The sequence below is a fragment of the Streptomyces sp. NPDC006997 genome, assembly GCF_040635175.1.
Classification (GTDB): domain Bacteria; phylum Actinomycetota; class Actinomycetes; order Streptomycetales; family Streptomycetaceae; genus Streptomyces.
In genome coordinates, this window is record NZ_JBEYHH010000002.1 from 169,055 (window position 1) to 186,081 (window position 17,027).

The following is a 17,027-nucleotide window of genomic DNA, read 5'->3' on the forward strand; positions in this document are numbered from 1 at the left end:
TCCCGGGGGTGAGCGGTGCCTCGGGCGCGCGCCAGGGCGCACGTCAGGCGCTCACGCCCCGGGCGCCCCGGTCTCCGTGAGGGTGCCGTCCGTCAGCCGCAGCCAGCGGTCGACGCCGATCTCGGTGAGGAAGCGCTCGTCGTGGCTGACCACCATGAAGGCGCCCCGGTAGGAGTCGAGCGCGCTCTCCAACTGGGCCGCGCTGACCAGGTCGAGGTTGTTGGTCGGCTCGTCGAGCAGCAGCAGGTGCGGGGCCGGTTCGGCGCACAGCACGCAGGCGAGCGTGGCGCGCAGCCGCTCGCCGCCCGAGAGGACGCCGACCGGGAGGTGGGCGCGGGCGCCGCGGAAGAGGAAGCGGGCGAGCAGGTTCATGCGCTCCGCCTCGGGCCGCTCGGGGGCGAACGCGGCGAAGTTCTCGGCGACCGTACGGTCCAGGTCCAGCAGGTCCAAGCGCTGGGAGAGGTAGGCGATCCGGCCGCCGTTGCGCCTGACCTCCCCGGCGTACGGGGTGAGGTCGCCGGTGACCAGCCGCATCAGGGTGGTCTTGCCCGCGCCGTTGGGCCCGGTCAGCGCGATCCGCTCGGGGCCGCGGACGGTCAGGTCGACCCCGGCCGGGCCGAACACGTCCCGCTCCCCGAGCCGGACCCGCATCCCCGCGCCGAGGAAGAGGTTGCGCCCGGCGGGCACCTGGGTGTCGGGCAGTTCCAGGGTGAGCCGCTGCTCGTCGCGCAGCGCGCGCCCGGCCTCGTCCAGGCGGGCCCTGGCCTCGCTGACCCGGGCGCCGTGCACCGTGCCGGACTTGCCCGCTGCCTCCTGCGCGCCGCGCTTCATGGTGCCCGCGAAGATCTTGGGCAGACCCGCGTTCTTGAGGTTCCTGGAGGCGTTGCTCATCCGGCGCTCGGCGCGTTCGCGGGCCTGCTGCGCCTCCCGCTTCTCTCGCTTCAGCTCCTGCTCGGCGTTGCGGACGTTCTTCTCGGCGGTCTCCCGCTCGGCGCGCACGGCCTCCTCGTAGGCGGTGAAGTCGCCGCCGTAGAGGCGGAGTTCGTCGCTGCCGAGTTCCGCGACGCGTTCCATCCGGTCGAGCAGCGCGCGGTCGTGGCTGACGAGGAGCAGGCAGCCGGTGAAGTCGGAGAGCACGTCGTAGAGCTGGTGCCGGGCGTCGGTGTCGAGGTTGTTGGTGGGCTCGTCGAGCAGGAGGACGTCGGGACGCTTGAGGAGGTGGGCGGCGAGGCCGAGGGAGACGACCTGGCCGCCGCTGAGCGTGCTCAGCACGCGGTCCAGGGCGAGGCCGGTCAGGCCCAGGCGGTCGAGCTGGGCGCGGGTGCGCTCCTCGATGTCCCAGTCGTCGCCGATGGTGGTGAAGTGCTCCTCGCCGACGTCACCGGACTCCACGGCGTCCAGCGCGCGGATCACGTCGGCGACGCCGAGCACCTCGGCGACGGTGAGGTCGCCGGTCAGGGGGAGGCTCTGCGGCAGGTAGCCGAGGGTGCCGACGACGGACACCGAGCCGGTGGCGGGCCGGAGTTCACCGGCGACCAGCCTGAGCAGGGTGGACTTGCCGGAGCCGTTGGGCGCGACCAGGCCGGTGCGGCCGGTGGGCACGGTGAAGGACAGGTCGTGGAAGACCGGGGTGTCGTCGGGCCAGGCGAAGGAGAGGCTGGAGCAGACGATCGCGGCGTCGGACATGGGAAGGCGACCTCGGAGGAGACGAGGGCAGAGCTGTGGTCCTCTGCCCTGGGCAGACGGGGAAGAAGAGGGGAAGGGGTACGACGGGCCGGACCACCTCGGCAGCGCTCCTGGGCGCCCGCCGGTGGCCGTCAGCTCCGGATCTCATCCGGAGATGTCGTCTTCACCCACCACGTCTGCGACTCCTCTGTCGACGGTCGACGTCCTTCTCAGGCTAACACCCGCGTCAGCGGCCCTGTCGTGGCACGCCGTGCACACCCACGGCGCGGCCCACATCGGGCGGCTGCGGGAGACGGCGGTGCGGGTGGGCGGGCGGCCGGGCGGGGTGCCGTCCGAGGCGTGAACGCGGGCGGCCGGGCCGCCGTGACCGGCGTTAGGGTGGCCGCATGGTCAGCGACTTACGGTCGGGTGCGGTGCGGCACGCGGTGCTCCCCCCGGCGTTGCGCGGGTGGCTGGGGCCGGTCGTGGTCCTCGCCGCGCTGGTGGTCGCGCTGCTCGGGGGGCGGTACGCGGGTGACGGCGAGCCGGGCAGGGTGGACGAACGGGTCTGGTCGGCGCTTGAGGGGGTCCCCTCGCCCTGGCGGGACGTCGCCCGTGCCGTCGACTTCCTGGGGGAGCCGGTGGGCGCGGCGGCGCTGGTCGTCGCCGCCGTGGCCGGGTGCCTGCTGCTGCGGCGGCCACGGGCCGCGGTGCTCCTCGTCGTCTCCGTCACCCTGGCGGTGGGAACGGCGACGGGGCTGAAGCACCTGGTGGGGCGCACCATCCACGGCGCCGACAACCTGTCCTACCCGAGCGGGCACACCGCCTTCCTCACCGCGTTCGCCCTGGTGCTCGCGCTGCTCGCGGCCGGGCGCCCCGGCCTCGGCGGGACCGCCGGGACGTCGCTCGTGCTCGGCGCCGGACTGGCCGCCGGTGCCGCGATGGGCTGGGCCCAGGTCGTCCTGGGCGCCCACTACCCGACCGACGTCCTCGGCGGCTGGTGCACCGCGCTCGCGCTGGTCCCGGCGTCGGCGTGGTGCGTGGACCGCGTCGCCGACGCCGTTCGTCCCGACGGGGAGTGACGGTACGTCAGGCCCGGCGCCGGAACACCGGCTTCACCGGTCGTTTTCGACCGGGAGTGACGGTACGTCAGACCCGGCGCCGGAACACCGGCTTCACCGGTCGTCCGCCCAGCCACGGCGTCGGGTCCCCCGCGTCCAGCGCCTTGCGGTACACCGCGCACGCCCGGGCCACCACGTCCACGGTCTGGTCGATGTCGGCCTCGGTGAGCGCGGCGCTCACCACGAACGACGGGGCCAGCACCCCGCCCGTCAGCAGGCGGCGCAGGAACAGGGTGCGGTACTCCTGCGACGGCCGCCCGTGCTCGTCGAGGGTGGCGAAGACCAGGTTGCTGGCCCGGCCCCGCACGACGACGTGCTCCCCGACGCCCATGCCCGCCGCGGCGTCCCGCACCCCGGCGGCCAGCCGCTCACCGAGGGCGTGCAGCCGGGCGGTGATCCCCTCCTCGGTGTAGGTGGCCTGCACGGCCATCGCGGCGGCCAGCGAGTGCGTCTCCGCGCCGTGCGTCGTGGACAGCAGGAACACCCGGTCGCCGGAGTGCCGCAGCCCGCCCCGCTCCATCAGCTCCCGGCGCCCCGCCAGCGCGGAGACGGCGAACCCGTTGCCCAGCGCCTTCCCGAACGTCGACAGGTCGGGAGTGACGCCGTACAGCCCCTGCGCGCCCGCCTCCGACCAGCGGAAGCCGGTGATCATCTCGTCGAAGACCAGGACGCAGCCGTGCCGGTGGGCCAGGTCGCGCAGGCCCGCCAGGTACCCGGGCTCCGGCTCGGTGTGGGTCGCGGCCTCCAGGATCAGGCAGGCGATCTCGCCCTCGTGCCGGGTGAGCAGCTCCTGCGTCGCGGCCAGGTCGCCGTACGGGAACGCCACCGTCAGACCGGTGTCCGGGATACCGGCGTTCATCGGCGTCGTCCCGATGAACCAGTCGTCGGTCGAGAAGAACGGGTGGTCGGCGCAGAGGGCCACCTTGGGGCGTCCGGTCGCGGCGCGGGCCAGGCGCACGGCGGCGGTGGTGGCGTCGGAGCCGTTCTTCGCGAACTTCACCATCTCGGCGGTCGGCACCGTCGCCAGGAAGCGCTCCGCGGCCTCGACCTCGATGAGGGACGGCCGGACGAAGTTGGTGCCGCGGTCGACCTCCCGCCGCACCGCCTCGGTGACGCGCGGGTGGGCGTGGCCGAGGCTGACCGACCGCAGACCGGAGCCGTACTCGATGTAGCGGTTGCCGTCGACGTCCCACACGTGGGCGCCCCGGCCGTGGCTGATGACCGGGGCCAGGCCCTCGGGGTACTGGTCGTCGCCCTTGGCGTAGGTGTGCGCGCCGCCCGGGACCAGGGCGTGCAGCCGCTCGTTGGCCGCCCGCGACCGGGGCAGCGGGAACTCTCCGGTGTCCATGCCCGACCTCACTTCTCCCACTGCTTCAGCACCTGGGCGAGGCTCGGCGCCTCGCGGTCCCGCGGGGACGCCGACGTCACCGGCAGCGGCCAGGGGATCGCGAGGTCCGGGTCGTCGTAGGCGATGGTCACGTCCTCGGCCGGGTCGTGCGGGCGGTCGATCCGGTACGAGGTGTCGGCGGGGTCGGTCAGCGCCTGGAAGCCGTGCGCGCACCCCGCCGGGATGTAGACGCTGCGCTGGGTCACGTCGGACAGGTCGAAGAACGCCCGGCCCAGGTAGGTCGGGGAGTCGGGCCGCAGGTCCACCACGACGTCGAAGATCCGCCCGTACGAGCACCGCACCAGCTTGGCCTCGCCCGCGCCGGACCGCAGGTGCAGCCCGCGCAGCACGCCCCGGGCCGACCGGGAGACGCTGTCCTGGACGAAGGCGTCCGGGTCGACGCCGACCGAGCGGACCACGTCGGCGTCGAAGGTACGGGAGAAGAAGCCGCGTTCGTCGGCGTACGGCGTCGGCTCGAACAGGTAGGCCCCCGCGATCGCCGGGACTTCGGTCGCCTTCATGACGTCTCCTGCAGGGTGTGCTCGGGCGCCGGGAACAGCGCCGCCGTCAGGGCGGCGAACTGCCGCTCCAGGTGCCGGGTGGTGGCCGCGTTCCGCTCGGCGAGGATCCGCCGCGGCTCGGCCGACTCCCGTTCCAGCGCCCGGAACTGGTCGAGGAGCCGTTCGGCGTCGACCTCGCGGGCCGGGTGGCGGTACGCCGCGAGGCCCATCCGCGCCATCAGCGCGTCGCTCTTCGCGGCGTAGCTGAGGGCGAGCGTCGGGGTGCCGGTCCGCAGCGCGCAGACCAGGTTGTGGTACCGGGTCGCCACCACGGTGTCGGCCGCCGCCGTCTCCCGCATCAGGTCGGCCAGCGAGGCCGCCTCGACGGCGGTGACCAGCGGCGAGTCCACCGCGGCGCGGATCGCCGCGACCACCGGGGCGTCGCAGGCGTCGCCGGTGAGCAGCCGCACCGGCCTGCCCTCCGCGACCAGCGCGCGCACGAAGCGGATCGTGCCGTCGAGGTAGCGGCGGTGGATCTCGTCGGCGCGGGCGCGGTCGTCGTCGCCGCCGTGGAAGTCCATGACGCCCAGGCAGACCGACCCGGGGCGGCGCTCGGGCGTGCCCGGCACCGGCAGCGCGAACGCCAGGTCCGGGTAGACCTCGTCGCGGGCGGTGTCCACGCCCATCGCCCGCAGCGCGTCCCGGGACTGCTCGTCCCGGTACGACCGGTACGCCGCCAGCCGGGCCGACCAGCGCACCAGGGCCCGCGTCGACCGGTTGCCGATCGGGGCGGCGCCGACGCTGACCAGCGCCACCCGGGTGCGCAGCAGCCGACCGCTCGCGCAGAGCAGGAACAGCGCGTACGGGAAGCCCCACGGCCGCAGCGGCAGCGTGGCCTCCAGGACGCCCATGCCCGGCACGATCACCACGTCGTGCCGCCGCACCCAGGCCGCGGTGCGGAACACGTCGACCAGCTTGCCCAGGCCCTTGCCCGCGACCGCGCCCAGCCGGGACGCCGTCCGGTACTCCCCGCGGTACCAGTGCAGCCGCGTCGCGGGGATGCCGTACCGCGCGGTGACCGCCTCGGGCCCGCCGCACAGCGCGTCCACGGCCGCGTCCGGGTGGGCGTCCCGCAGGTACCGGAGGACGGCCTCCAGCGACCCGTCGTTGCCGAGGTTGCCGGAGCCGAGCAGCCCGAACACCCCGACGCGCACCGGGGAGTTCACGCCCGCCTCCCCTCACGGCCCGCCACCAGGGCGTCGACGGAGACGTCGAACCCGGCCGGGTCGACCGGCGCGCGGTCCTCGACCCGCTCGCCCGCGCCCGGCCGGACCCGGCTCGTCATCCACGCCGCCAGGTGCCGGTAGCAGGCCCGCCGGTCGGCCGGGGAGAGCGGCGCCCGCCGGATCGCCGACGCGAAGCCCCACACGTACTCGGCGAGCAGCCGGGGCGTCGGGTGCAGCGGGCCCGCCCGGCGCGGGTCCAGGTTGACGCACCGGGAGCGCTTGGAGGGGTTGGCCCGCTCGGCGCGGGTGGGGTGGTCGCGGCGGAAGTACAGCAGCTCCGGCACCTGGTGGAACGGCCCGTGCAGGGTGATCTCGGCGACGAAGACGCGGTCGGCGTGGTGGAAGCTGTCGTGCGGCCTGACCTTGCGGAGCACGTCCGCGCGCATCACGCCGTAGAAGTCGTCGCCGCCCGGCTCGAACAGCAGGCTGCGGAACCGCTCCGGCGCGTGCGGCGAGGCGGTGTCGAGCCCGTACGCGTACGGCACCTTCACCCGGCCGTCGCCGTCGATGACCGCCTGCTCGGCGTGGGCGAGGATCACGTCGGGCCGCTCGTCCAGCGCCTCCACACAGCGGCGCAGCAGGTCACGGGCGTACAGGTCGTCGTGCGAGGCCCACTTGAACAGCTCGCCGCGGCACTCGGTGAAGACGTGGTTGTGGTTGGGGGCGGCGCCGATGTTCCGGGGCAGCCGGAGGTAGCGGACGCGGGGGTCCTTCGCCGCGTACTGGCGGCAGATGTCCTCGGTCCCGTCGGTCGAGGCGTTGTCGGAGACGACCAGCTCGAAGTCCTCGTAGGTCTGGCCGAGCAGCGCGTCGAGCGACTCGGCGAGGTACTCCTCGCCGTTGTAGACGGGCAGGCCGATGCTCAGCCTGGGGTGGGCGGTCATGGCGTCCTCACTTCGGAAGAGTCGGGGTGGTGCTCGCGCAGGCCGGACCTCAGGTGCAGCCACCACACGGCCGAGCCGCCGACGGTGGCGGCGGCGACGCCCCAGGCCGAGCCGACCACGCCGCCGACGGCCGCGCCGCCGAGGCCGCCGCCGACGTAGCAGGCGGAGGTGAAGAGCTGGGCGCGCAGGCTGCGCCGGGCCGCGCCGAGCGCCCGCAGTCCGGCCGCGGCGCCGGTGCCGAGCCCGGCGCCCGCGACACCGAGGGTGGCCGGGAGGATCAGTTCGGCGGCGGAGGGCCAGACGTCGCCGAGCACCAGCTCGCCGAGCCGGTCCGGCATCAGCAGCAGCGCCGCGCCCCACAGCAGCGCGGCGACGGCCTGCCCGCCGCCGAGCAGGAGGCAGAACGCGCCGAGGCGGTGCGGTGACCGGCGCAGCACCCGCGCCGCCTCCGCGACGGTGACCAGGGACAGCCCCATCAGCACCGCCAGGAACGGGCCGAGCAGCAGTTCCGCGCCGCGTACCGCGCCCACCGCGCCGACCCCGACGATGACGCCGAGGCCGTACGCGCGCAGCTGGCTCGCGCCGCTGACGCAGGTGTTCTCGACGAGGTAGCGGTAGCCGAGGTCGCGGTGGTCGCGGACCCAGGCGCGGGCGCCGGTCAGCCGGGGCCTGATCCCCGACTGGACGGCTCCGTACACCGCGGCCACCGCGGCGGAGGCGCCCCAGGCCAGCACGAACGCGGCGACGGTGCCCACGCGGGCGGCCACCACCATCGCCGGGACCAGGCCGGCGCCCCACACCACGTCGTTGACGAACGCCTTCCGCCCGGCACCGGCGGCGAAGAACGCGTACCGCCAGGCGTCCTGGAGCATCAGCCCCGGCAGCACGACGCCGAGGCAGGCGAACGCGTCGCCCACCGGACCGCCGACCGCGAGACCGGCCACCAGGCACCCCGCGCCGACGGCGGCGCCGACGCCGAGCGCGGTGCCCGACGAGCGGGCCACCGCCGGACGCCAGGAGCCGTCCGGCACCCCGCTGAAGCGCACCACGAGCGGGTCGGTGGCGAGTCCCCGGGAGACGCTGAGCACCACGCCGTAGGTGACCCAGGCCAGGCTGAACGCGCCGAACGCGGTCAGCCCCAGCGAGCGGGCCACGTAGATGCCCACGGCGAAGTTGGTCAGGCTGGACGCCGCCTGGTCGGCCAGGCCCCAGGACAGGCGGCCGACGACGGCCCGCCGGGCGGACCCGGCCCGGCGCGTCGCCTTCTCCCCCTCGGCGGTCACCGGTGTCATGCCTTGATCAGCCCGGCGTCACGCAGGGCGTCGGCCGCGGCGGCGACGGTGTCGAACGGCAGCCCCGCCCGCTCGGCGACGTCGAGCAGCGCGTGCTCGCCGTCGGAGAGGCTGAGCACCCACAACATCGCCATCTGGGCCTCCTTGGCGTCGCTGCGCCCGCCGAGCGAGTCGTACAGCCCGCGTCGGCCGAGCTGCGGTTCGCCGTACGGGCTGAGGTTGACGTACCGCCGGTTGCGGTCCAGGACGGTGAACGCCTCCCGGCAGACGGCGAGCGTGTCGGCCAGCGCCGCCGGGGTGACGAAGCCGAGGTCGTCCGCCGAGGTGTGGTACTCGGGGTAGCCCGCGTACGGGGTCCGGCTGAGCGAGCCCACGCCGAGGTCGAACCCGGGGGAGCAGAACTGCCGCTCGTCGTAGCCGTACGGCGTGAACTCCCGGATCTCGTGCGGGCGTCCGGAGCCGGCCAGGACGTGCGCCAGCACCCGGTCGATCTCCGCGTCCCCGCGCCTGCTCCGCTTGTACGTCAGCTGGCCCGGGTCCCCGGCGCAGGCCAGCACCAGACCGTGCCGGACCCGGTCGATCCGCTCCGCGTTGCGGGCCAGCCAGGTGATCGCCCCGATGGTGCCGGGCGCGAACAGGAACCGGTAGGTGTAGTACGGCCGCCGGTCCGCCAGCCAGCGCGCCAGGTGCGTCGCCACCGCGATCCCGGCGAGGTTGTCGTTGGCCAGCGACGGGTGGCAGACGTGGCAGGAGACGATCACCTCGTCCGGGACCCGCCCCGGGACCACGTGCTCGGCGTAGGTGAGGTGGCCGTCCGTGAGCGTGGAGTCGATCCGGACCTCGTAGTCGCCGTCCGGCAGCGCGTCCAGGGTCTCCTGCGCCAGGCAGAACCCCCACTCCGGCCGGTAGTAGCTGGTGCGGTACGGCACCCAGGACGGGTGCTCCGGCAGCGTGTGCAGGTGCGGGCGCAGCTCGGACAGCGGCATGGTCCGGTCCACCGGCACGCTGTACCCGAGGACGTGCAGGCTCGACTCCTGGAAGTCGACGACCCGCCTGCCGTCGGCGTCCGCGACGTACGCGTCCCGGATGTTCCACTCCTGCGGCACCGTCCAGTCGAGGACCCGGGTCCCCGTCGGCACCTCGCGCACGTCCAGCGGGAGGTACTCGCCGACGATGTCCAGGGTGGCGCGCACCCCGTCGCCGGTGATGCTGCGGCACAGCGGGTACAGCCGCTCCACCAGCGCGTACATCTCCTCGCCCGGCGCGGTCACCGGCGCCACCGCAGGGTGTCGTCGACCGTGCCGGCGTCGGACGCCGCGCGCAGCACGGCGAGGCGGGTGAAGCGCCGGTCGAAGTCCTCCTGGGTGAGCCCGTGCGCCCGGTAGGCGTCGGCGAGTTCGAGGGCGCCCCGCTCGACCGTCCACGCGCAGTCGAAGCCGGGAACCGCGGCCCGGAACCGGGAGAAGTCCACCCGGTACGACCGCGGGTCGGCGCCGCTCTCCCCGGTGATCCGCACCTTGGACCCGGCCACCGCCTCCGCGACCTGTTCCGCGATCTCCGCGACGGTGACGTTGTTGACCTCGCTGCCGATGTTGAACGCCTGGTCGTGCACCGCGCGCCGGGGCGCGACCAGCGCGGCGGCGAAGGCCCGCGCGATGTCCGCGGCGTGCACCAGCGGACGCCACGGCGTGCCGTCGGACAGCACCAGCACCTCACCGGTGAGCAGCGCGTGACCGACGAGGTTGTTCAGCACGATGTCGGCGCGCAGCCGCGGCGAGAAGCCGAACGCGGTGGCGTTGCGCAGGTAGACGGGGCTGAAGTCGCCGTCGGCGAGCTGGCGCAGGTCGTCCTCCACCCGCACCTTGGACTCCGCGTAGGGCGTCACGGGGCGCAGCGGGGCGTCCTCGCCGACCAGCCCCTCGCCGCCCGCGGCGCCGTACACCGAGCACGTCGACGCGTACAGGAACCGCTCCACCCCGGCGTCCCGGGCCAGCCGGGCCAGCCGTACGGAGGCGTGGTGGTTGATGTCGTAGGTGAGGTCGGGCGCCAGCGCGCCCAGCGGGTCGTTGGACAGGGCGGCCAGGTGGATCACGGCGTCCACCCCGGCGAGGTGCTCGGCGGTCACGTCGCGCAGGTCGACGCGGTGGCCGGGCGGGTCGGCGGGCGCGGGGCCCAGGACGCAGTCGGCGAACAGGCCGGAGTCGAGGCCGACGACCTCGTGTCCGGCGGCGGTGAGGACCGGGGCCATCACGGTGCCCAGGTAGCCCTGGTGGCCGGTCAGCAGTACGCGCAAGGTTCAATCCCCCAGGTTGAGAGTGAGTTTGGTGACGGCGAACGCCTCGGCGTAGCGGGCGTGGCACTCGATGCCGCGGATCCGCGCGAGCCCGAGGAACGCCTCCCGGTCGTACCAGGGCCGGTGCCGCTGTGAGGGGTAGTGCTCCTGGAGCAGCCGCACCTTCCGCTCGGCGGTCTCCAAGGTCAGCGGCTGGTACGCCGTGGGGCGGCCGAGGTCGCCGTCCCACTTGACGATCTCGTAGCCGAGGACGAGGTGGTCGCGGAACGCCGTCGTCATCAGCCGGGCCAGGCCGCGGTGGTCCTGGTGCGCGTCGTCGGTGCGCGGCGCCAGCAGCAGGTCGGGGTCGGTGCGCTCGCGCAGCTCCTCGACCGCCGACTTGGCCTCCTCCCAGTGCGCGGGCAGCCGCCCGTCCGGCAGCTTCAGCACGGTCAGCCGCAGGTCGGCGTCCGGACAGAACGCGGCGAGCGCGGCCCGCTCCTCGCGCTCCCGCTCACCGCCCCCGCCGGACAGCACCAGCGCGTCGACCCGCAGCCCCGGCCGCGACTGGCACAGCGTCAGCAGGGTGCCGCCCGCGCCGATGGCGATGTCGTCGCAGTGCGCGCCCACCGCGGCGACCCGGTCCAGGCGCCCGGCGCCGAGCCGGATCACGCGGTCCTCACGGCGGCGCCGTCCCGCTCCCACACGGCCCACGGCCGGTCCCCGCGGGCGTAGGCGGCGTCCAGCGCGGCCCGCTCCTTCACGGTGTCGGTCGGCTTCCAGAAGCCCCGGTGCTGGTAGGCCAGCAACCGGCCGCGCTTGGCGAGCTGGCCGCAGCCGTCCGCGACCAGGTCGCCGTCCTCCGGTATGTGGTCGAAGACCTCCTGCCGGAGCACGAAGTAGCCGCCGTTCTCCCACAGCGGCAGCTCGCTCACCGCGGTGATGCCGCCCACCAGACCGTCGTCGCCGAGGTCCACGCAGTGGAACGACGACTGCGGCGGCACCACCATCATCGACGCCCCCGCGTCCCGCCGTGCGAAGTTCTCGATCATCGCGGGCAGCGGGGCGTCGGTGAGCACGTCGGCGTAGTTGGCGAGGAACATCTCGTCGCCTTCGAGGTGGTGCCGTACCCGGCGCAGCCGCTCCCCGATGGGGGACTCGATGCCGGTCTGCGCGAACGTGATCGTCCAGTCGGAGATGTCGGTGGAGAGCAGCTCCGTGCGCCCCTGGCGCAGGACGAAGTCGTTGGACGTCGTCTCCTCGTAGTGGAGGAAGAAGTTCTTGATGTGGTGCGCCCCGTACCCCAGGCACAGGATGAACTCGGTGTGCCCGAAGTGCGCGTAGTAGCGCATCACGTGCCAGATCAGCGGACGCGGGCCGACCATCGCCATCGGCTTGGGCACGTCGTCGGCGGACCCGTTGCGCATCCGCATCCCGTAACCGCCGCAGAACAGAACGACCTTCATCAGCTGACCTCGACAATGCTCAGTTCCGGGATGGGGAAGACGAGTCGGCCGCCCCACTCGCCGACGTAGGAGAGCTGCTCGACCAGTTCGGCCCGCAGGTTCCAGGGCAGGACGAGGACGTAGTCCGGCCGGTCGGCGGCGATCCGCTCCGGCGGCAGGACCGGGATCCGGGTGCCCGGGGTGAACCGGCCGTGCTTGTACGGGTTCCGGTCGACCGTGTACGCCAGCAGGTCGGGGCGGATGCCGCAGTGGTTGAGCAGGGTGTTGCCCTTGCCCGGTGCGCCGTAGCCGACGACCGTCTCACCGCGCTCGGCGGCCCCGATGAGGAACTTCAGCAGGTCCCGACGGACCTTGGCCACCCGGGCGCCGAACTCGGTGTACCCGGACAGCTCCTCAAGGCCGGCCGCCTTCTCCCGGGCCAGCACGTCGGCCACCCCCGCAGTCGGCTCACCGGCCACCTCGGCAGGACGCGCCCACAGCCGGATCGAGCCGCCGTGCGTGGGCAGCGACTCCACGTCCACCAGCGTGAGTCCGCCGCTGGCCAGCGCCCGGCTCGCGGACGCGACCGTGTAGTACTGGAAGTGCTCGTGGTAGATCGTGTCGTACTGGTTCTCCTCGATCAGCGTCAGCAGGTGCTGCACCTCGATCGAGACCCAGCCGTCGTCGGCGACCAGGGCGCGCAGCCCCTTCGTGAAGCCGACCACGTCCGGGATGTGCGCGTACACGTTGTTGGCGACCACCAGGTCCGCCGGGCCGTGCTCGGCGCGCACGGCGGCGCCGGTGTCCGGGCTCAGGAACTCCGTGAGCGTCGGCACCCCGGCGTCCCGGGCCGCGGCGCCGACGTTCACCGACGGCTCCACGCCCAGGCAGCGGATCCCCCGGTCCACCACGTGCCGCAGCAGGTACCCGTCGTTGCTCGCCACCTCCACCACGAACGCGTCGGACCCCAGGCCCAGCCGCGCCACGGCACCCTCGACGAACACGCGCGCGTGCTCCACCCAGGACGTCGAGTACGACGAGAAGTACGCGTACTCCTTGAACGTCTCCTCCGGAGTGATCAGCGGCGGCAGCTGCGCCAGCCAGCAGTCGGTACAGACCCTCAGGTGCAGCGGGTACGCCGGTTCCGGCTGGTCAAGCTGGTCCGCGGCGAGAAAGCTCTCACACGGTGGCGTCGCCCCCAGATCGACGACGCTCACCAGCGCCGCCGAGCCGCAGAGTCGGCATCGTGACATCTAAGTCCCCCCATTGATCGCGGTGCGGTACTCGTCCACCAGGCGCTCCAGCCCGACGGCCGGGCTGAAGTCCTGCTCGTAACGGCGCCGGGCCGCCTCACCCATCTCCCGGTTACGCGTCGGATCCGCGCTGATCCGGCGCAGGCCGGCCGCCAGCGAGGCGGGATCGCCCGGCCGGTGCAGCAGCCCGGTCACCCCCTCCTCGACCAGTTCGACGAAGGCGCCGTGACCGGCGGCGACGACCGGCACCCCGGCCGCCATCGCCTCCACGACCACCAGGCCGAACGCCTCCAGCCACGTCGAGGGAGCCACCACGGCGACCGCCGCCGCGATGGCCGTACGGCACTGGTCGGGGTCGTACAGGCCGACGTACCGGACGTCGTCCCGGCCCGCCGCCCACGCGGTCACCTCCCGCTCCAGCGGCCCCGTCCCGGCGATCACCAGCGGCACGCCCACCCCGCCGCCCGCGGCGACCTTGTCCCACGCGGCCATCAGCAGCCGCACGCCCTTGGTCTCCGCGAGGCGGCCGAGGTACAGCAGGTGCTCCCCGCGGCCCGTGCGGCGGGCGTCCGGGTCCGGCACGAAGTTGTGCTTCACCGCCAGCCGCTCCCGGGGCATCCCGGAGCGCACCAGGACCTCGCGCTGCGCCGCCGAGATGCACAGGAACCGCGCCACGCCGGTCCACCAGCGCCGCCGGTTGGCCGACAGGCTCACCGCCAGCGGCACCGTCGCCAGCCGGGAGCCCCGGTAGCAGCCGTGCCGGACGGCGGGCAGCGGCGACCCCCCGACGCACTCCGCGCACGGCCGGCCGTCCCGCTGGAGCGTGCCCGGCGGGCAGACCTGGGTGTAGTTGTGCAGCGTGGCCACGGCGGGCACCCCGGCGTCGGCGCAGGCGGCCAGCACCGCGGGCGACAGCAGCGGGAAGACGTTGTGGACGTGCACCACGTCCGGCCGCTCCGCCCGCAGCCGGGCCGCCAGCTCCCGGCGCACCGCCGGGTTCCACGGCACGAGCAGCGGCAGCGCGGCCTTCCCGGCGAGGGAGCGGGCGGCGATGTCGTCGCTGCGCCGCTCGAACAGGCCGACCCGGTAGCCGCCCTCCCGCAGCAGCGCCACCTCCTGGTCGACGACGTTGTTCTCGCCGCTCGGCTGCGCCGAGGCGTAGCGGTTGTGCACCACGAGCACACGCATGGTCAGGTCAGCTCCGTTCTGCGGGCCCAGCGCGGGGCGCGCCGCCGGGTGGCGGCGGGCGCCGCCGGGGCGGTGTCCGCGGCGGGCGCCGCGAGCAGCGACGCGGCCACCGCCAGGTGCAGCAGGTACGGCGAGGCGTCGCCAAGTCCGGCCTCCGTGTACGACGCGATCCCGCAGTAGCTGATCAGGAAGATCGCGCAGGCCCGCGACAGCGACGGCGGACGCAGCAGCGCCACCGCGCCGAGGACGAGGATGAGGGCCGCGACCAGGGTGACGCCCGTCCAGCCCTGCTCGTGGTAGACGGCCAGCCAGCTGTTGTCGATCGGCAGCCCGCCGAACGACTTGTCGCCCAGGCCCGCGCCGAACAGGTACTCCGACGTCGTCCGGGGCGCCGCCAGCAGCGCGTTCCACACCTTGGCCCGGCCGGTGAGGCTGGTGAAGTTCTCCTGGCTCTGCCCGCGCAGGAACCACGCCTGGAGCAGCGAGCCGAACCCGACCGCGACCACGGTGGCGCCCGCCACCGCCCACACGAAGAACCGGCGCGCGGCGGCGCTGGTCAGCACCAGCGAGAACACCGCCAGCGTCAGCCCGACGAGCAGCCCGACCGTCGCCGTGCGGGTGTGCGTCAGCGCGAGCAGGACCAGCGAGGGCACGATCACCACCGCCGCGCTGACCCGGTCGGTGCGGCGGCCGAGCAGCAGCAGCGCCGTCAGCCCGGTGATCACCGCGGCGTACTGGCCGATCTGCGGCGGCGTCAGCGGCCACAGCGCGCCGACCAGCCGCCCGCCGTACAGGTCGGGCAGCGCCGCGCCCGGCGAGATGGCCAGGCCCGCGGCGACCGACCCGAGCACCGCGAAGTACATCCGGACGTGGTGCCGTACGAAGGCCAGGCCGCCGTCCCACCAGCGGCCGAGCAGCCACAGCGTGCCCACGAACAGGGCCAGCCGGAAGCACCGGAACAGCGCGCCGAACCCGTTCTCCAGGTCGGCGCTGGAGATCACGCTCGGCACCAGCAGCAGCGTCAGCAGGAACACGTAGGCGCTGGGCCGGATCCGCAGCCGCGGGTTGACCGCGAGGGCCAGCGCGAACGCGGCGACCAGCGAGCCCATGGTGACCATCTGGATCAGGGAGCGGGGCAGCGGGACGATGGTCTTCGCCCCCGCCGAGCCGAGCGTGTTGAGGACGAGCAGTCCCCACACCGCCCCGACGACCTTCGGGTGGTTGTCGGACGCCATGTCAACCCCCCTCCCGCGCGCGGAAGGTGCTGCCCGCGTCCTGCTGGTACGGCGGGCCCTGCCACTGCCAGGAGTCGAGGATCCGGCTCGGGTCCTGGACGACGAACCTCCACGGGCCGACGTACACGTTGTGGTGCCAGCGGTTGTGCTGGGTGCGCGTGATCGCCCGGGCCACCGTGTCGCCCTGGTACGGCGACCAGTCCGGGTAGGTGCCGTAGTTGGCCAGCACCGCCATCCGGTCGCACTTCACCGTGCAGTCGACGACGGCCTTGTCCAGGACGAAGCGGTTGTGGTGGATGTCCACCCGCTGGGTACGCCACCGGCAGTCGGCGTACAGCGGCGCGCTCCCGATATCCGGCTGCCTGCACCGGCCGGTGTCCCTCACCAGTAACGTGCAGGCGCCGGAGGACGTGTTGGCGGGGCTGTTGCAGAACCGGTCGGCGTTCTCCCACAGGGTGATCCCGGACCAGTTGTTCTCCAGCACGTTCCGGTAGACCTCGATCCGGTCCGTGCGGGCCGGGACCCGGGGCTCGCCGCCGGACTCGGACAGGTAGACCGTCGCGAACGGGAAGGTGTCGCCCTTGTCGGCGTACCGGCGGCCCTCGACCCAGTTGTTCCGCCGGATGGTGTTCTCGCGGATGACCGCGTTGTAGCTGGTCTCGTAGATCAGCGCGGCGCCGTCGTTGTCCTCCAGCACGTTGCCCTCGATGCGGAAGTCGTTGTTGTTGGTGTCCGCCCAGAGCCCGGCCCCGCGGTTGTCGTGCACCCAGTTGCCGACGATGTCGGCGCCGTCGACGGCCCAGAACTTGGCACCCCCGGTGCAGCCGCAGCCCGGCCGCCGCCGCTCCCAGTCGCCGGTGCTGTTGCCGACGATCTCGTTGCCCTCGACGACCAGACCGGTGATCCGGCCGCCGCCCTTGTACGCGTTGATGGCGTACTGGCCGTTGCCGCGCAGACAGCTGGCGCGGACCCGCTGCCGGGCCCCGGCCATCAGCCCGGCGCCGGAGTTGTGCTGGATCGTCGCGTGCTCGATCACCCACCCGTCGGCGGAGTCGTGGTTGACGACGCCCTCGTTGTGCGGGGCGACGAACCCCTGCACCGTCAGATGGCGCAGGGTGACGCCGGGGGCGGTGCCGCCGAACGCGTACTGGTTGGTCTTCCGGCCGTCGAGCACCGCGCCGGGCGCGCCGAGGTAGGTGTTCCCGCGCTTCGGGACGACCTGGGCGTAGCGGTCCGGGGCGAGCCGGTGGGTGCCGGGGCGGAGCCAGAACGTGGTGCCCGGCGGGTGGCTCCTGGTCTGGTCGGCCAGGTCGCCGGGGACCGCGGGATCCACCGGCACCGCGCCCGCGGGCGCCTTCGCCGGTCCGGCCGCGGGCCGGTCGCACACCCGGGCCACCGGTGTGGTCGGCGCGGTGGCCGGCTTCGCCCGCGGGCCCGACGAACCCTCACAGCCGGTCACCGCGAGCACCAGCGCCAGCGGCACCACGCGCACCGCCCGA

15 protein-coding genes are annotated in these 17,027 nt (G+C 74.0%); 1 reads left to right on the forward strand and 14 read right to left on the reverse strand.

Translation table 11 applies throughout. From position 1 onward, the window contains the following. Positions 1–51: 51 nt before the first annotated feature. Entirely contained in the window at positions 52–1,686 is a 1,635-nt protein-coding gene (locus tag ABZ659_RS02440) for an ABC-F family ATP-binding cassette domain-containing protein (RefSeq protein WP_360212545.1), read from the reverse strand. Between the two features lie 386 nt (positions 1,687–2,072). On the opposite strand from ABZ659_RS02440, the gene ABZ659_RS02445 reads away from it, so the two are divergent. Further along, positions 2,073–2,747 carry a phosphatase PAP2 family protein gene (locus ABZ659_RS02445; RefSeq protein WP_360212547.1) on the forward strand — a complete coding sequence of 225 codons (675 nt, stop codon included), beginning with the start codon at positions 2,073–2,075 and terminating at the stop codon, positions 2,745–2,747. Positions 2,748–2,814: 67 nt separating this feature from the next. Here ABZ659_RS02445 and ABZ659_RS02450 read toward each other — a convergent pair whose 3' ends face one another. From ABZ659_RS02450 to ABZ659_RS02510, 13 genes are read right to left on the reverse strand one after another with little or no spacing between them, the layout of a single operon-like run. Next, positions 2,815–4,134 (reverse strand): glutamate-1-semialdehyde 2,1-aminomutase, encoded by a 1,320-nt coding sequence (locus ABZ659_RS02450; protein ID WP_360212549.1) that lies wholly within the window; start codon positions 4,132–4,134, stop codon positions 2,815–2,817. Between the two features lie 8 nt (positions 4,135–4,142). Then, positions 4,143–4,694 (reverse strand): dTDP-4-dehydrorhamnose 3,5-epimerase, encoded by a 552-nt coding sequence (gene rfbC, locus ABZ659_RS02455; RefSeq protein WP_360212551.1) that lies wholly within the window; start codon positions 4,692–4,694, stop codon positions 4,143–4,145. Further along, positions 4,691–5,899, reverse strand: coding sequence for a polysaccharide pyruvyl transferase family protein (locus ABZ659_RS02460; RefSeq protein WP_360212553.1), 1,209 nt, complete (start codon positions 5,897–5,899; stop codon positions 4,691–4,693). The genes rfbC and ABZ659_RS02460 overlap by 4 nt, the downstream gene beginning before the upstream one ends. Next, positions 5,896–6,843: a glycosyltransferase family 2 protein gene (locus ABZ659_RS02465; RefSeq protein WP_360212555.1), complete on the reverse strand. Its 948-nt coding sequence runs from the start codon at positions 6,841–6,843 to the stop codon at positions 5,896–5,898. The genes ABZ659_RS02460 and ABZ659_RS02465 overlap by 4 nt, the downstream gene beginning before the upstream one ends. Further along, positions 6,840–8,135, reverse strand: coding sequence for a hypothetical protein (locus tag ABZ659_RS02470; RefSeq protein ID WP_360212557.1), 1,296 nt, complete (start codon positions 8,133–8,135; stop codon positions 6,840–6,842). The genes ABZ659_RS02465 and ABZ659_RS02470 overlap by 4 nt, the downstream gene beginning before the upstream one ends. Further along, positions 8,132–9,415, reverse strand: a complete 1,284-nt coding sequence (locus ABZ659_RS02475) for a DUF4910 domain-containing protein (RefSeq protein WP_360212559.1) — start codon at positions 9,413–9,415, stop codon at positions 8,132–8,134. The genes ABZ659_RS02470 and ABZ659_RS02475 overlap by 4 nt, the downstream gene beginning before the upstream one ends. Beyond that, complete coding sequence (locus ABZ659_RS02480; RefSeq protein WP_360212561.1) at positions 9,403–10,428, reverse strand: SDR family oxidoreductase; 1,026 nt, start codon at positions 10,426–10,428, stop codon at positions 9,403–9,405. The genes ABZ659_RS02475 and ABZ659_RS02480 overlap by 13 nt, the downstream gene beginning before the upstream one ends. A gap of 3 nt (positions 10,429–10,431) precedes the next feature. Beyond that, positions 10,432–11,079 carry a PIG-L family deacetylase gene (locus ABZ659_RS02485; protein WP_360212563.1) on the reverse strand — a complete coding sequence of 216 codons (648 nt, stop codon included), beginning with the start codon at positions 11,077–11,079 and terminating at the stop codon, positions 10,432–10,434. Beyond that, on the reverse strand, positions 11,076–11,873 hold the full coding sequence (locus tag ABZ659_RS02490; protein WP_360212565.1) for a glucose-1-phosphate cytidylyltransferase: 798 nt from the start codon (positions 11,871–11,873) through the stop codon (positions 11,076–11,078). The genes ABZ659_RS02485 and ABZ659_RS02490 overlap by 4 nt, the downstream gene beginning before the upstream one ends. Next, complete coding sequence (locus ABZ659_RS02495) at positions 11,873–13,105, reverse strand: class I SAM-dependent methyltransferase (protein ID WP_360212567.1); 1,233 nt, start codon at positions 13,103–13,105, stop codon at positions 11,873–11,875. Before ABZ659_RS02495 ends, ABZ659_RS02490 begins: the two co-directional genes overlap by 1 nt. Next, on the reverse strand, positions 13,106–14,293 hold the full coding sequence (locus ABZ659_RS02500) for a glycosyltransferase (protein ID WP_360212569.1): 1,188 nt from the start codon (positions 14,291–14,293) through the stop codon (positions 13,106–13,108). It abuts the gene before it with no gap. 2 nt (positions 14,294–14,295) lie between these two features. After that, positions 14,296–15,528 carry an O-antigen ligase domain-containing protein gene (locus ABZ659_RS02505; RefSeq protein WP_360212571.1) on the reverse strand — a complete coding sequence of 411 codons (1,233 nt, stop codon included), beginning with the start codon at positions 15,526–15,528 and terminating at the stop codon, positions 14,296–14,298. A 1-nt stretch (position 15,529) separates the two neighbouring features. After that, entirely contained in the window at positions 15,530–17,020 is a 1,491-nt protein-coding gene (locus tag ABZ659_RS02510; protein WP_360212824.1) for a right-handed parallel beta-helix repeat-containing protein, read from the reverse strand. Between the last annotated feature and the right edge of the window lie 7 nt (positions 17,021–17,027).